Below are 15,107 nucleotides of genomic sequence, written 5' to 3' on the forward strand. Positions count from 1 at the left end.
TAAGACCAAAGATAAGGTAAAGATGCTGAAATGCTGGTGGTGCTAGCGCAAATCTTAAGTTGAAACTGGATTCATTTAAAAATTATGAAGAGAAGGAGTGCAAATAATTCCACTCCTTCAAATGGTTGACTCGAACTAGATCGGATTGTTGAGTTCGAAGTATTCGGTTTTGATTGAAAACTGTTTGGTAATGGCCTGTGCTAAACGCTGTACACCATAACGTTCAGTTGCATGGTGACCACATGCAAAATAATGTACCCCTAGTTCTTTTGCTTCATAAAAAGTACGTTCGCTAACTTCGCCAGAAATATAAGCATCACAGTCTGCTTGAGCTGCTTTTGCAATAAAATCTTGAGCACCGCCTGTGCAGAAGCCTACTTTTTTAATTACAGTTTTATCACTTGGTAGATGAATCACATTAAAGTCAAAAATGCTCTGTAACTTCGCCTTAAATTGTTCTGGACTTAGCGGATTGTCTAAATAGGCAATGTTGCCAATTGGATGCTTTTCACTTGGGTCCAAAGCTTCTAAATCTTTTAGACTGATCAAATCGGCAATAGCGATGTTATTGCCCAAAGTTGGATGTGCATCCAAAGGCAGGTGATACGCGATCAGGGAAATATTATTTTGAATCAGTTTCTTGATACGATTGCCGCGCATGCCTGTAATTGGGTAGGGTTCACCTTTCCAGAAATAACCATGATGGACCAGTAATGCATCGGCTTGTTGGGCAATTGCAGCATCAATTGCATCTTCAGATGCAGTCACGGCACATACAATTTTATTGACTTCAGGCTTACCTTCGATCTGTAAGCCGTTTGGCGCGTAGTCTTTAAATTCATTGGCTTTTAAAGTCTGGTTACACCATTGCACAATGTCATGCAAATTTGCCATGCGATTCCTCAAATGATTTACATCTTTTCTCAGCAACAATAAGAACATATTTTCAAATGTAACTAAAGCTAGACAAAACTTTTTTAACTTTTGCATTGATTTTAAGCAATTTACTTTACAATGGTGGAAACTTCCAGTTCTTCAATAAATTACGTTCATTACATAATTTCGCCTAGAGGATAATAGACGTGCGCCGTGCATTTACATGGTTACCTTGGGTATTACTCATTCTTGTTATATTTAGTTTTCTGGCTTGGCAGAAATCACATCAACCGAAACCAACGGTGGCTGCTGATGGGGTAAAAATGCCAGCAGAAAAGGTTGAACCACTGATTGATACCACGCGTACGGGTGGGGTGGTTTCGTATAGTGCTGCGGTCAAAGTGGCGGCACCTGCTGTGGTGAATATCTTTACCACACAGAAAGTGAAACAGATGAATCATCCATTATTGAATGATCCTGTATTTCGTGAGTTTTTTGGCAATCAAATGCCGCAACAACCTCAAAACGAAAACAGTTTGGGTTCAGGCGTCATTGTACGTGCGGATGGTTATATTTTAACGAATAATCATGTGATTGCGCAGGCTGAGCATATTGTTGTGGCTTTACAAGATGGGCGCCGTGCTGAAGCGACCGTGGTTGGCACTGATCCAGACACCGATTTGGCGGTAATCAAAATTGAATTGGATAAATTACCGGTGTTGCCATTTAAATTAAGTGGTAATGAAGTGGGTGATGTTGTGCTCGCGATTGGTAACCCATTTGGTGTCGGTCAAACTGTGACTCAAGGGATTATCTCTGCTACGGGACGTTCGGATTTGGGCATCAATACCTATGAAGACTTTATTCAAACGGATGCTGCGATTAATCCAGGTAACTCGGGTGGTGCATTGATTGATGTTGCGGGTAATTTGATTGGGGTCAATACGGCCATCTTCTCGCAATCGGGTGGTTCACTCGGGATTGGTTTTGCGATACCTGCCAAAGTGTGTCAGCAAGTTCTTAATTCAATCTTGAAAGATGGGCGTGTGGTACGCGGTTGGTTAGGAATTAGCTTAATTCCAAATAACATTGATGAAGATGTTTTGACTGCTAAACCAGTTGGTGTCACTGTTGCAGATGTATTACGTGGCGGACCATCTGATTCTGCAGGGATTAAGCGTGGCGATAAGATTATTCAAGTGAATAATGAGCAAATTTCATCTGCATCACACTTGATCAATTATGTTGCGTTACAAGCACCAGAAAGTTTAATTGATGTGGTGATTGAGCGTGAAGGCAAACAACAAACTTTGCAGGTTAAAGTTGGAGAGCGTAAAGTGCAACAAAATGCACAATCGCAATATATTCCATTGCCTAAGCGTCAACAACAGTAAGCTCGCTTTGATGATAAATAAGGGCTGCCAATGAGCAGCCTTTATTTATTTGAAGTCATAAAAAAAAGCGTGTTGATCGACTGATCAACACGCTTTTTGCATTTTATCGACGTTTTTATTTTTCATTAAAGCATCGAAATTTGATGGTTTGATGACAGCGCTTTGATGTTTATATGACAAAGATTAAATATGTGCTATTTGCCTTAATGTGCACAAAATGCTTGATTGAAGTACTCAAATAAATCAGGGGTTTGAAACCAGACTAAGATCGAAAGACTCATCAAGCACAGAAGCGTGACAAACAATAGCAACTTAAAATGACGTTCTATATTAGTCATGAATCACTGCCTCTTCATTCACGAAAAGATGGATGACAACACCAAAAGCACTTAGCACTAAACAGGCGAGCCAGATCATATTGTAGTTGCCTGCAATATCATGATTGACCCCACCGAGCCAGCCACCAAAGAATGAGCCGATTTGATGGGTAAAGAACACAATACCACTGAGCATGGATAAATATTTGACCCCAAACATATTGGCCACAATCCCGTTGGTGAGCGGAACTGTTGAAAGCCAGAGTAGTCCCATAATGATCCCAAAACTATAAATGGTCAATGTGCTGAGCGGAAGCAAGAGAAAAGCAATAATGGCAATGCCGCGTAAACCATAAAGCAGCATCAGCAGCCTAGGTTTTGAATAGCGATCACCTAACCAACCTGCACCATAGGTCCCCACAATATTAAATAGACCGACCAGTGCCAAGAATATCGTACCTGTTGTGGCATCAAAGCCATGATCTATTAAATAACCAGGTAGGTGTACGCCTAAAAATACCACTTGGAAACCACAGACCAGAAAGCCGAGGGATAACCACCAAAAAGGTTTGTGCTTTCTTGCGATGTGTAAAACCTGTTTAAAGCTTAAGCTGGGCTGATTCAGTGCTTTCGGTGCTGCAGAGGAAGGGGATTTCAATAACCAAGCCAGCGGGACAATAAATGCGATAGCAAAAGCACTTACCAGTAAAGCAGAAGACCAACCAATTGTTTTAAGGAGTAACAGGGTTGAAGGCAGCATAATAAACTGCCCAAATGAACCCGCAGCACTGGCAATCCCCATGACCATACTACGTTTCTCTGGTGGCGCAGCGCGACCAACGGCAGAAAGCAATACTGTAAAAGAGGTCGCAGATAAGGCGAGTCCAATCACGAGCCCTAAGCTGAGGTTAAGTAATAGCCCCGTAGAGCTAAATGCCATAAGGACTAAGCCAATAGCATAGAGTACACCCCCAGCCATCACGACTTTTTTAGTACCGTACTTGTCAGCAATCGCACCGGTAAAGGGTTGTGCAGCCCCCCAGATCAGGTTTTGCATGGCAATCGCAAAACTAAAAATATGATGGCCCCAACCAAAACTATCGCTCATGGGTACCAGATATAAACCAAAGCCATGGCGTACACCCAATGAAAGGGCCAGAATCAGCGCACTTCCGATCAGCATATAGATCAATTGTTTGGAAAATTGAGGGTTTGACATTGTTGTTGTAATCTTGGAATAAGTGAAAAGTATTCTAAAATACTTCTCGCCATATTTCGATTCCCTGCAAAAATTATTGTGACAAGATGCAAAGTCATCAAAACAGTCAACTGTAAGTTGACCGTTTTGTTTCAAATGGCAGGATATAATTTAGAACTTAAGTTCCAAACCTAATCCGACAACAGGTTGCTTGTCTTTTTTATCTGCTTGTTCAAGTGTTAAATAACCTACATAGCCATAGCTTTTCACCTGCTTATTAAAGGCATAATCAGCCCCAGCCATGATTTGTTTGGCTTTAAAATCAGCTGCGGTGTTTTTAAAGCGAGTATCATTCTGGCTATATTGTGCTTTGAGCATCCATTTTTTTGCATTTGGAAGAATATATTCGGCACCCACTAACCAACCTTGAGCATCATCAATATTGTTGGCTTTTGCGGTCCATTTTGTTGCTTCAGCTGGGTCTGCATAGCTGGTTTGTTCTACTTCGGAGCGTTGATACAGGCTTTTAATCGCCAAGCCTTCAATCGGATTTAAACGTCCGATGGCACGAATGGTATTTGCTGTGGCAAAAGCTTGCGTGTCGGCTGTATATGCCTGTCCTGTGGCTGCATTAAGAAAGCCACGTCCTGCAAAGGTGCTCGGAATGGCTTTGTCATAGCCAAGACCTGCGACAAAAAATGGATGTTCATAGACTAGACTGGCAGACCATGCATCAGCTAAACCACGACCTGCGACTTTTGCGCCGCCGCTGGATGTTTTAATGCCAGATGATTCTCCCGTGGCGAGCAGAGCATTCAGTTTAACCACGCCTTGAGAGAGATGAATGGCTGGCGATTCATAGAGAACGACGTTATCGATACGGTTTTCTCCAGTCAGAATCCCGCCAATATCTGCTTTATTTGCCACATAATTATTGAAAATATCAACTGTGCTTGAGAGCTGTTTGACCGGCGTATCATGTTTACCCACTTTGATAGTGCCGAGTTGACTGTCCTTTAATCCGACAAAGCGGTTTCGTTGCGTCCAGTCTGTTCCATCGCCGTCAGCACTTAATCCCCATTCAATTGCATAGACCGCACTTAGGCGTTCAGTTAGTTTCTCATCTCCTTTAATACCCAGATAGGAGCTATTGGAGCTGATTTCCCACACATCTTTATTTGAGCTGTTGGCATTTTTTTCTGGCAAGTAATCGATACTTGCATCAATTTCCCCATAAAGTGTAGGTGCTGCAAAAGTAGTACTGGTTAAGCATCCAAGCATGGCAAAGCCAAGAAGATTCAATTTCATATTGAGACCCCTGAAAAATGGTGTTGAAGTATTTAATTTGGAAATCGTGTGGGAGGGTTTATCCCACACAAAATGTGTTGTGATTAAGCGAGAGAGTTACGTTCTAATACAGCTTGCTCGAACAATTGTTGTTCTTTGGCTTTATGTTCGACCGAGAAGCGAATGAGGATGACACTGAATGCGGCTACGGTCACCAAAGCACCTAAAATCATCAGGCAGGTTTGTACGTCGAGTAAACCTTTGAGTAAGAAGCCTGCAGCAACTGCACCGACATTACCGCCTGCACCGATGATACCTGCTACACCACCTAAAGCATTGCGATCAATAAATGGCACAAGCGCGTAAGTTGCACCGCAAGACATATGGGTAAACAAGGCAAAAACGGTCATGCTGATAATTGCAAGTGCGACAGTATTCATCTGAGAAAAAAGTATGAGGAATAAGCCTTCACATAGGATCATGATAAACAATACTTTTGTGCGGCCATCTAAACCTTTTGATATAGCAACCTTATCTGAAAGATAACCTCCCAATGCCCGGGCAAACAATGCAAGTAAACCAAAAATACCTGCGGTTAGACCTGCTTCTTTTAAGCCCATATTGAAGTGATCGACATAGTACATTGCAGCAATGTTATGAATAAAAATTTCAATACCAAAACAGGCAGCATAAGAAACAAATAGAATCCAAACACGGTAATTACGGGCTGCTTGCATCAGAATCGCAACACCGCCTTTTTTGCCAGCACCAACTTCGATACCTTGCTCACGGAGCTCTTTAAAGTTTCCTTGAGGGCAATCTTGAGTAAGCTTCCAATACAGGACACCTACGATTAGCATCATGATGCCAGGTACAAGTAACGCAATTCTCCATCCCATCGCTTGTTCTACACCGAACATAACGATAGCCCCAAGAATCAAAGGCATGATGGCTTGTGTCGCACCACCACCTGCATTACCCCAACCTGCAGAAGCAGCATTGGCCGTCCCCACCACATTGGGTGCAAACATCACACTGGTATGATATTGGGTAATCACAAAGCTTGCACCAATTGCACCAATCAATAGTCGGAAGAACAGAAAGGATTCATAGGTGTTGGCAGCAGCAACACCAAACACAGGAATACTGCCGAGGAGTAAAAGTGCGGTATAGGTTTTGCGTGGACCGTATTTATCACACAATGGGCCAACAATCAGTCGAATTAAAATGGTAATCGCAACGGCTGCAATGTTGATATTGGCAATCTGGTCTTTGGTTAAATTGAACTCGCCTTTGATAACTGGCATGAGGGGAGCACAGGCAAACCACGCAAAGAAACAGACGAAGAATGCCAGCCATGTCATATGGAAAGCACGCATGGCAGGTGTAGAAAAGCTAAATAATTTTATTTCTGTGGCTTTTTTTGCATCAATATTCATTGGTGAAGACATAACTTTCTCCTGAACTGCACGTCATTTATTTTGCTTAGGCATTACGCTGATTAAGCAAATCGAACAGAACGGACGTCGTTGGCCGTCATCAAATATGTTTATGAATCGTCGTTGATTCAATGTGTTTGATATATAGCAAGTGCCGTGCCAGAAAAATAAATTAACCAAATGAATAATTTAAAATGTTAATCATCAAGGTGTTTATCAGAGTATTGAGTGAATCAAGAATATTGGTATAAATGTGGGGTTGTAGATAGAAGGCGCCTATGTTAGACAATCTTCTGGAAATTGCGTTCTCGTGGTGCGTGATTTTTGATCATTTTGCTTTGAAAGATTGCACAATAAAAAAAGCAGCGAGTGCTGCTTTTTTTTATGACATGAAATTTAGAAGCGGTAACCGACACCTGCATAACCTAAAATAGGGTTAATCTCGATATCTGTTTTTGCGCGAATGAGCTCTCCATATTTAGCATCATTCACTGTTATTGTTGCTTCTCCTGTAAGGTGTGCATATGAAACCGAACCAACGGCAAACCAACGATCGTTGAAATCATAAGTAAAACCAGCAGTGGCAACAGGTGCAAATGCATCTGAAGCTTCTAATTTAACTTTTGGATCACCAGAGCTGGTCTTTTGATCCAAGGCTGCACCTGCTTTACCATCTTTAATATTGACAATCATATGTCCAGCATTGATTAGATCATTTTCGATTGCGGAATTGATTTTCAGCTCATTAAAATAAGCATACATTAGACCTAATCCAACATAGGGCCTGAATTTATTTACACCTGTTTTACCGAAATGATATTGGAGTTCAAAAGCTGGCGTCCATGCTCTAGCCGTTGCTGCTGTACCATGTGCTTCTAGGTCAGTAATGAAAATTTGTTTTTCTAAATCAATAGAGGGTAGACCTATACCTCCAATAATAGGAAGTTCTATAGATGGATGCGCTGTAGCGGTTAATGGTGCATAAATTTGCCCTTTACCTTGAATATCAACTTTTGGAGGGATACCCGCTTTAATTTCAAGTGAAACATTATCTGTGAAAAAATAGTTGGTCATGATGCCTAAAGTCATTACATCATCTGCTTCTAATCCTGTACCTGGATTATTCCATTCGTTTAGACCATAGATTTCGGCATTACCACTTAATGAGCCAGGCAATGTTTCTTGTCCCAGTGTATCAAGAAAATCAATGAAAGCAGTTGATAAATTAGGATCCATATCTTTGGAAATACTGCCTTTCACAGTTTTTATTGAAACATCTCCAACTTTGGATTGCTCTCCATTTGCAACAGCTGTATTAACATTTACGGGTTGAGCTTTTCCTGTTGGCTTTACATATAAAGCACCTACAGAAACAGAAAAACGTTTAAACCCATCTCCATCTTTCAGACTGAAATAAGGTGAGTCTGCGAAAGCAAGTGTCGGTAGGGCACATAAGCCTGTAATTAGGCAAGCGAATGATTTCTTCATCATTGTGGGACTCCATGTCCAAAAAGTTTGTTAGGATTTTTCTTGCGCCCACCATAACGCTATTTTTAAATAGGCTTTGTTTAGTTAAATTTTATAATTGTTATGCTTATGAATTTTTTTGTTTGATTTAAATAAATTGATGAAGAAAATGTGGATGCGTAAAAAAAGCCACCGGAGTGACTTTTAAAAATAATTCAAAGGGAATGAATTACATAAAGCGAGACAGATCTTCTTCAGGTCGAGCAGTGAGTACTTCGATCCCTGTTTGTGTTACCAAAATCGTATGTTCATATTGGGCAGATAACTTGTGATCTTTTGTGACAACGGTCCACTTATCACCTAAAAGTTTAGTCTGCCAAACACCTGCATTGACCATTGGTTCAATAGTAAAGGTCATGCCAGCTTCTAGGCGCATACCTGTCCCTTTTTGGCCATAATGTAGAACTTGTGGTTCGTCGTGGAAAACATTGCCGATACCATGGCCACAATATTCACGGACAACACTGAAACGCTCAGATTCAACATACTGTTGAATGGCATAGCCAACATCACCTAGATATGAACCATCTTTAACAGTTGCCATACCACGATACATCGCTTCCTGCGCCACTGAACATAAACGATTAGCAAGAATAGATGTTTCACCACCCACGATGTACATCATGTTGGTATCGCCGTGATAACCATCTTTAATCACTGTTACATCAATATTAAGAATATCACCGTTCTTTAATGTTTTATTTTCAGAAGGGATGCCGTGACAAACCACATGGTTAACCGAAGTACAAATAGAATGTTGAAAAGCAGGGCGGCCAGGTGCAGCACCGTAACCTACACAGGCAGGAATCGCGTGTTGAACATTTTCAATATGATTGCGACAGATTGTATCGAGTTCTAGTGTGCTCACACCCGCTTTAATATGCGGTTTAATCATGTCTAGAACTTCAGCCGCCAATTTCCCTGCAACACGCATCTTTTCAATTTCTTCAGGTGTTTTGATTAATCGGCGTGGGGCTGTATAAGTTGTATTCATGATCTCTAAAAACTTTTGGTAATTTGCAAGTGTCTATGGTATAAATAGCCGCCTATTTTATCAAATGCTTTTCGTGAATATATTTTACGAAAATATCTGATAACAATAGTCGTAAAAAATCCGCACATATATCGACACATTACTCTGGGTGCCTAGCAATAGGTGGAGAATGCGGATATATGGAGGCCTAACCCAAACTTTAAGGTAAAGAAAATGGCAGATTACAACGTAAGCATGCGCGACCTTCTTCAAGCAGGCGCACACTTTGGTCACCAAACTCGTTTCTGGAACCCAAAAATGCGTCAATACATTTTTGGCGCGCGTAACAAAATTCACATCATCAACCTTGAACACACTGTTCCTGCGTTAAATGATGCTTTGAACTTTGTTAACAATCTTGCAAGCAAAAAGAACAAAGTATTGTTCGTTGGTACTAAACGTGCTGCTTCTAACATCATCCGTGAACAAGCTCAACGCGCTGGTCAACCATATGTAGATCACCGTTGGTTAGGTGGTATGTTGACGAACTGGAAAACACTTCGCCAATCTATCAACCGTTTAAAAGACCTTCAAACTCAATCTCAAGACGGTACTTTTGCTAAGCTTACTAAACGTGAAGCTTTAGAGCGTACTCGTGAGATGGAAAAACTTGAACGTGCTTTAGGCGGCGTTAAGAACATGGGTGGTTTACCTGACGCATTATTTGTAATCGACGTTGATCACGAAGCGATTGCAATCAAAGAAGCGAAAAACTTAGGTATTCCTGTAATCGGTATCGTTGATACAAACTCTAACCCAGACAACGTTGATTACGTTATTCCGGGTAACGACGATGCGATTCGTGCAGTAACTTTGTATGCTTCAGCTATGGCTGATGCGATTCTTGCTGGTAAAGAATACGCTCAATCACAAGCTAATGCACAAGCAAAAGGCGACGATGCTGCGAAAGACGCATCTGAGGCTTAATGCGTTTTGACGCAAGCTTGTCATTTTTGCGACATGTAATGGTGGCAAATTAAAGCGTCGAGAGTGCAAACGGCCCAGAGTTTCTTTGGGCCGTTTTTGTTGAACAGATTTATTTTCTACCGATTTTAGGAGATCAACATGACTGCAGTTACTGCGAGCATGGTAAAAGAATTACGTGACCGTACTGGTCTTGCAATGATGGAATGCAAAAAAGCATTAACAGAAGCAGGCGGTGACATCGAACTTGCGATTGATAACCTTCGTAAATCAGGTCAAGCAAAAGCTGCTAAAAAAGCAGGTAACATTGCTGCTGATGGCGCGATCACTATTATTCAAAACGGTAACAAAGCAATTCTTGTTGAAGTTAACTGTCAAACTGACTTTGTTGCTAAAGACGAAAACTTCAAAAACTTCTCTGATAAAGTTGCTGCCGCTGCACTTGCTGCAAACGAAACTGATGCTGCGAAAATTGCTGAACTTAAGCTTGAAGACGGCGCGACTGTAGAAGAAGCTCGTGTTGCACTTGTTCAAAAAATCGGTGAGAACATTCAAGTTCGTCGTGCTCAGATCGTTGAAGGCGAAAACTTGGCTGTTTACAAACACGGTTTAAAAATCGGTGTTGTTGTTTCTTACACAGGTGATGCTGACACTGGTAAAGGTATTGCAATGCACGTTGCTGCGTTCAACCCAGTTGCTGTAAATGCTGAAGCTGTTCCAGCTGACTTGATCGCTAAAGAGAAAGAAATTGCTGAAGCGAAAGCATTAGAATCTGGTAAGCCAGCGAACATCGTTGAGAAAATGGTAACTGGTTCAGTTGAAAAATACTTGAACGAAGTTGCGCTTGATCGTCAAATGTATGTTATCGACAATGATAAGAAAGTTGCTGATGTATTAAAAGCGACTGGTACAGTTGTAGCTCAATTCGTTCGTTTCGAAGTGGGTGAAGGTATTGAGAAGAAAGCTGAAATGAGTTTTGCAGAAGAAGTTGCTGCTGCTCAAGCTGCTGCGAAGTAATTCGTATCTTCTAAAAAAACCCAGTCATTATGACTGGGTTTTTTATTGGCTGTATAAAAAGCCCACTATATTGAGTGGGCTTTTATCGGTAGAAATAACTTATTCAGCTTCTTTCTTGAGTTCGTATTTATCAGCTAATTCGCCTGTAATCTCTTTACCTTCTATGTCGAGGGCTTTTAAGTAGCCTTCTGCAACGAAGTATTTGCGGTTATCACCTGCCTTGTCGAGTTCAATAATAGAAGTGTTCTTGCTGTCAAAAGCGAAGCTACCTTTGCTTTCAAATGCTTTGCCATCACCTTTGCCTAAATAAGTCTCTTTGATCTCGTAAGTTTTATCTAGGTTGAGCTTAAGCTCAGTCTTAATTCCTTCGCAATCTGCGCATGGAAGTACACCTGTATATGTACCATTCCAGTCTAATGAATTTTCTGCGGTATGTGCACTATCAGCGATGACTTCAGAGCTTGCTTCTGTTGTGGGTGCTGGGGGTGTTTGCTCATCAGTTTTTGGGGTTTCTGCTTTATTGCATGCAACTAAAAAAATAGATGCCAAAGAAATTGCGATTAGTGATTTTTTCATCTTAGATATAACCTTGTGAAAACATTAATATCCAAGTTATTAGATTTTAAAAAGAAATGGTAGTAAGGGAATGTAAGGGTTATTTAACCTTTGGTAAAGCAAGACAAGTTAACCTTGTCTTGTTCTGAAGCGAGGGTTGGATTTGCAGATGACAAATATCTTGCCGCGACGTTTTACAATCTGGCAATCAGCACTTCGACGCTTTGCACTTTTAAGAGATGAGCAGACTTTCATTTTAGGTCTAGATGAATTTGTGTTATGTTATAATATTGCACTTATTTGAGCGTGTAAAGTTAGTCTTATTCTTTGATGGGGTAGATGTTAATAATAAAAAAGCCCTTATCTTTCGATAAGGGCTTTTTTTAATCTGGAGCGGGAAAGGAGACTCGAACTCCCGACCCCAACCTTGGCAAGGTTATGCTCTACCAACTGAGCTATTCCCGCAATAGGACGCATTATAGAGAGTTTCATTCAAGTGTCAACTCTTTATAATGCTGAGTGTTTAATTAATCAGCACGTCGCCAGATGGTACCTTGACGCGTATCTTCCAAAACCACACCTTGATCGAGTAAAGACTGGCGAATGCCATCGGCTTGAGCAAAGTCTTTGGCTTTTTTCGCATCAACACGTTGTTGAATACAACTTTCAATTTCAGCGTCGGAAAGGCTAAGTGCTTCCTGACCAATATCTGATTTGAGGAATTCATCCACATCATGCTGAACCAGACCAAGAATGTTGGTTAAATGACGCAGAGTAGAGTAAAGCAGCGTTGCTTGTTCCGCTTGCTCTTCTTTCACCGCGCGATTAAGTTCTTTATTCAGTTCGAACAATACCGCCATTGCTTCAGCGGTATTGAAATCATCACACATCGCATTGTTAAAGCGTTCAACAAAGTTTTGCTCTAATGTCTCAACCGTTTTTTGACCATACACCTGTTGATAGGCTTTAAATGAATGATAAAAACGGCTCAGAGCAGTTTTTGCTTCTTTTAAAGCCACATCAGAGAAGTTAACTGGGCTGCGGTAATGCGAAGACACAATGAAGTAGCGAATCACTTCTGGATGGAATTTCTCCATGACATCGCGAATAGTAAAGAAGTTGCCTAAAGACTTAGACATTTTCTCGCCATCAACATTGATGAAACCAACATGCATCCAATAATTGACATATTGTTCACCCGTTGATGCTTCACTTTGCGCGATTTCATTTTCATGATGCGGGAACATTAGATCTGAACCACCACCATGAATATCGAAATGATTGCCTAGGCAGCAAGTCGACATTGCAGAACATTCAATATGCCAACCAGGACGGCCATTGCCCCAAGGTGAAGCCCAAGCAGGTTCATTTGCTTTGGCATGTTTCCACAGTACAAAGTCAAAGGGATGTTTCTTTTCAACTTCGACATCAACACGCTCAGATGCACCAGCTTGCATATCATCCAATTTACGACCAGATAAACGACCGTATTTATTGAACTTGCTCACCTCAAAATAAACATCGCCATTGCTAGCAGGGTAGGCAGCCCCTTTGTCAACCAATGTACCGATCATATTTTGCATTTGATCAATATATTCAGTTGCTTTGGGCGCCTCATCTGGTTCAGCACAACCTAAGTTAGCCGCATCTTCATTCATTGCCTGAATAAAACGAGCAGTGAGTTGTTGGATGCTTTCACCATTTTCATTGGCACGCGCAATGATTTTGTCATCAATATCGGTAATGTTGCGAATATAGCGAACTTTCCAACCTTGGCTGCGCAGAAAGCGAATGATGTAGTCAAATGCAACCATAACCCGAGCGTGCCCGATATGACAGTAATCGTAAACCGTCATACCACAGACATACATATCGATTTGACCTTCTTTACGTGGGACAAATTCAACTTTTTTACGTTGCTCAGAGTTATATAGAACAAAAGGTTGCATAAGGGTTTTCAAACACTCTACAAAAATCGTTATTCATCATAACGTATGCACCATATTTCATAAAGTTATCAGCAGAAAAAAGATGGCTTTCATTTGCAATATTTCTTTATTCAAAACCAATTTGACTCGCTGTCCGAAGTTGAACTTTTTTTGCGAAATAATAATAAATCACAGCCGTTGCCAGAATGCCGACCAACCAAGAGATATCAATACCACCTAACATGGTCGCGATGTGACCCGTGTAAACTTTACTATGAATAAATGGAAGTTGTAGTAACACACCCATGATATAACAGCCAATGCCGATACGGTTCCATCGACCATATTTCCCATCTGGATCGTATAACGCATCAACATCACATTCTTCTTTAGAAATGAAGTAGTAATCTACGAGGTTAATTGCACTCCAAGGAATGAAGAAGGTGAGGAGGAATAGAATGAATGCTTTAAAGCTGTTTAAAAAAGTATGTTCACCAGCAATTGCGATGATTGTAGAAATGGCAACCATAGCCAGTACAATACCTAAACGCGTCATTCTTGAAATTTGATAGTGCGGTTTGAAGCTATTCCAAATGGTTGCAATACACATGAAGCATCCATAAGCATTCAGCGTGGAGAGAGTGACCTTACCAAAGGCGATGCTGAAATATAAGAAAGTAATGATCAGTGCGACAGCATTCATCCCCACGACATATTGCACCTCATTTCCGACAAAGCCGCCTTGTGAAATCTGTGCAATCAATACACCCAAAGTCATGGAAATTTGCGAACTGAGGAGTGAACCTAAACCAACAGCCAAAAAGACACGGGTGGAGGAGGTGTTTGACGGTAGGTATCTGGAATAATCGGCTACATAAGGACCGAATGAAATTTGCCAAGAGGCCGAAAGCGAAATTGCTAACAAAAATGAGGACCAGCTAAACTTTTGAACGGCAATTAATTCTGAAAAGTTTGAATGAGTTAAAATTTGAGTCAAAATAATCATAAAAGCAATTATGCCAATAACGCTTGCAACTTTTCCGACCCAGTGGATTAGGCGATAACCAATGGTGGCAAAGATCACAATAAAAGCCGCATAGATTAAAATTCCAGTGCTATTGCTGACATTGATGAGTTGTGCGATCGCTTTACCTGCGAGAACTTCACCAGTGGCTGTAAACCCAATGTACATTAAGCAAACTAAGAGAATCGGAATGCATGCACCATATACGCCAAATTGCACGCGGCTTGAAATCATTTGAGGAAGGCCAAGTTTGGGACCTTGTGCTGCATGCAATGCCATGACGATGGCACCGAAGCATTGGCCAATCAATAAACCAATAATCGACCAAAACACATCACCACCCAGTACAACGGTCAAAGCACCTGTAACGATCGCTGTGATTTGTAAATTAGCACCAAACCACAGGGTAAATTGGCCGAAAACACTGCCATGTCTTTCGTGTTCTGGAATGAAATCAATACTGCGGTTTTCAATAAATTGATGTGTTTCTTTCCCATCCACTGAGGTCATCTTTTTACTCCGTATCCTTGAAGCACTTTTCGTCATAAAAAATACCTAATTGTTGCTTAGGTATGATCATGTATAATC

General features: G+C 41.0%; 13 protein-coding genes and 1 tRNA gene. 3 read left to right on the plus strand and 11 right to left on the minus strand.

Annotated features, from left to right (window positions below):
• Positions 1-135: 135 nt before the first annotated feature.
• Positions 136-894, minus strand: coding sequence for a Nif3-like dinuclear metal center hexameric protein (locus A7P54_RS12315; protein WP_171549754.1), 759 nt, complete (start codon positions 892-894; stop codon positions 136-138).
• A gap of 188 nt (positions 895-1,082) precedes the next feature.
• Here A7P54_RS12315 and A7P54_RS12320 point away from each other — a divergent pair, with 188 nt between their 5' ends.
• On the plus strand, positions 1,083-2,270 hold the full coding sequence (locus tag A7P54_RS12320; RefSeq protein WP_004808459.1) for a trypsin-like peptidase domain-containing protein: 1,188 nt from the start codon (positions 1,083-1,085) through the stop codon (positions 2,268-2,270).
• Positions 2,271-2,600: 330 nt separating this feature from the next.
• On the opposite strand, the gene A7P54_RS12325 is transcribed toward A7P54_RS12320, so the two are convergent.
• The 5 genes from A7P54_RS12325 to map form a co-directional block, all read right to left on the minus strand.
• Positions 2,601-3,806 carry an MFS transporter gene (locus A7P54_RS12325; protein WP_171549755.1) on the minus strand — a complete coding sequence of 402 codons (1,206 nt, stop codon included), beginning with the start codon at positions 3,804-3,806 and terminating at the stop codon, positions 2,601-2,603.
• A 150-nt stretch (positions 3,807-3,956) separates the two neighbouring features.
• Positions 3,957-5,093: a porin gene (locus A7P54_RS12330; RefSeq protein ID WP_171549756.1), complete on the minus strand. Its 1,137-nt coding sequence runs from the start codon at positions 5,091-5,093 to the stop codon at positions 3,957-3,959.
• 83 nt (positions 5,094-5,176) lie between these two features.
• Positions 5,177-6,523 (minus strand): MFS transporter, encoded by a 1,347-nt coding sequence (locus tag A7P54_RS12335; protein WP_005202492.1) that lies wholly within the window; start codon positions 6,521-6,523, stop codon positions 5,177-5,179.
• 384 nt (positions 6,524-6,907) lie between these two features.
• The gene (locus tag A7P54_RS12340) at positions 6,908-8,002 is read right to left on the minus strand and encodes an OmpW family protein (protein WP_171549757.1); all 1,095 of its coding nucleotides are present in this window, start codon (positions 8,000-8,002) and stop codon (positions 6,908-6,910) included.
• A gap of 205 nt (positions 8,003-8,207) precedes the next feature.
• Positions 8,208-9,032 (minus strand): type I methionyl aminopeptidase, encoded by an 825-nt coding sequence (gene map, locus A7P54_RS12345; protein WP_005202497.1) that lies wholly within the window; start codon positions 9,030-9,032, stop codon positions 8,208-8,210.
• A 213-nt stretch (positions 9,033-9,245) separates the two neighbouring features.
• Between map and rpsB the strand changes: the two genes are divergently transcribed.
• The gene (gene rpsB, locus A7P54_RS12350) at positions 9,246-9,998 is read left to right on the plus strand and encodes a 30S ribosomal protein S2 (protein ID WP_004652723.1); all 753 of its coding nucleotides are present in this window, start codon (positions 9,246-9,248) and stop codon (positions 9,996-9,998) included.
• 138 nt (positions 9,999-10,136) lie between these two features.
• Complete coding sequence (gene tsf / locus A7P54_RS12355; protein ID WP_004652724.1) at positions 10,137-11,012, plus strand: translation elongation factor Ts; 876 nt, start codon at positions 10,137-10,139, stop codon at positions 11,010-11,012.
• Between the two features lie 99 nt (positions 11,013-11,111).
• Here tsf and A7P54_RS12360 read toward each other — a convergent pair whose 3' ends face one another.
• The 5 genes from A7P54_RS12360 to A7P54_RS12380 form a co-directional block, all read right to left on the minus strand.
• Positions 11,112-11,588, minus strand: a complete 477-nt coding sequence (locus A7P54_RS12360) for a copper resistance protein NlpE (protein ID WP_171549758.1) — start codon at positions 11,586-11,588, stop codon at positions 11,112-11,114.
• 108 nt (positions 11,589-11,696) lie between these two features.
• Positions 11,697-11,822, minus strand: coding sequence for a type B 50S ribosomal protein L36 (ykgO, locus tag A7P54_RS12365; RefSeq protein WP_171549759.1), 126 nt, complete (start codon positions 11,820-11,822; stop codon positions 11,697-11,699).
• Positions 11,823-11,956: 134 nt separating this feature from the next.
• A tRNA-Gly gene (locus tag A7P54_RS12370) sits at positions 11,957-12,032 on the minus strand.
• 62 nt (positions 12,033-12,094) lie between these two features.
• A complete protein-coding gene (gene cysS / locus A7P54_RS12375) occupies positions 12,095-13,516 on the minus strand; it encodes a cysteine--tRNA ligase (RefSeq protein WP_171549760.1) in 1,422 nt (473 codons plus the stop codon).
• A gap of 106 nt (positions 13,517-13,622) precedes the next feature.
• A complete protein-coding gene (locus tag A7P54_RS12380; protein ID WP_171549761.1) occupies positions 13,623-15,029 on the minus strand; it encodes a cytosine permease in 1,407 nt (468 codons plus the stop codon).
• Between the last annotated feature and the right edge of the window lie 78 nt (positions 15,030-15,107).

Source organism: Acinetobacter sp. Ac_3412, assembly GCF_013072675.1.
GTDB lineage: Bacteria > Pseudomonadota > Gammaproteobacteria > Pseudomonadales > Moraxellaceae > Acinetobacter > Acinetobacter higginsii.

Excerpts from the sequence above, each read along its gene's own strand:
- ykgO (WP_171549759.1), bottom strand. The coding sequence starts at position 11,822 with ATGAAAGTCTGCTCATCTCTTAAAAGTGCAAAGCGTCGAAGTGCTGAT.
- A7P54_RS12325 (WP_171549755.1), bottom strand. The coding sequence starts at position 3,806 with ATGTCAAACCCTCAATTTTCCAAACAATTGATCTATATGCTGATCGGA.
- map (WP_005202497.1), bottom strand. The coding sequence starts at position 9,032 with ATGAATACAACTTATACAGCCCCACGCCGATTAATCAAAACACCTGAA.
- A7P54_RS12335 (WP_005202492.1), bottom strand. The coding sequence starts at position 6,523 with ATGTCTTCACCAATGAATATTGATGCAAAAAAAGCCACAGAAATAAAA.
- A7P54_RS12340 (WP_171549757.1), bottom strand. The coding sequence starts at position 8,002 with ATGATGAAGAAATCATTCGCTTGCCTAATTACAGGCTTATGTGCCCTA.
- A7P54_RS12360 (WP_171549758.1), bottom strand. The coding sequence starts at position 11,588 with ATGAAAAAATCACTAATCGCAATTTCTTTGGCATCTATTTTTTTAGTT.
- rpsB (WP_004652723.1), top strand. The coding sequence starts at position 9,246 with ATGGCAGATTACAACGTAAGCATGCGCGACCTTCTTCAAGCAGGCGCA.
- A7P54_RS12330 (WP_171549756.1), bottom strand. The coding sequence starts at position 5,093 with ATGAAATTGAATCTTCTTGGCTTTGCCATGCTTGGATGCTTAACCAGT.
- A7P54_RS12315 (WP_171549754.1), bottom strand. The coding sequence starts at position 894 with ATGGCAAATTTGCATGACATTGTGCAATGGTGTAACCAGACTTTAAAA.
- cysS (WP_171549760.1), bottom strand. The coding sequence starts at position 13,516 with ATGCAACCTTTTGTTCTATATAACTCTGAGCAACGTAAAAAAGTTGAA.
- tsf (WP_004652724.1), top strand. The coding sequence starts at position 10,137 with ATGACTGCAGTTACTGCGAGCATGGTAAAAGAATTACGTGACCGTACT.
- A7P54_RS12380 (WP_171549761.1), bottom strand. The coding sequence starts at position 15,029 with ATGACCTCAGTGGATGGGAAAGAAACACATCAATTTATTGAAAACCGC.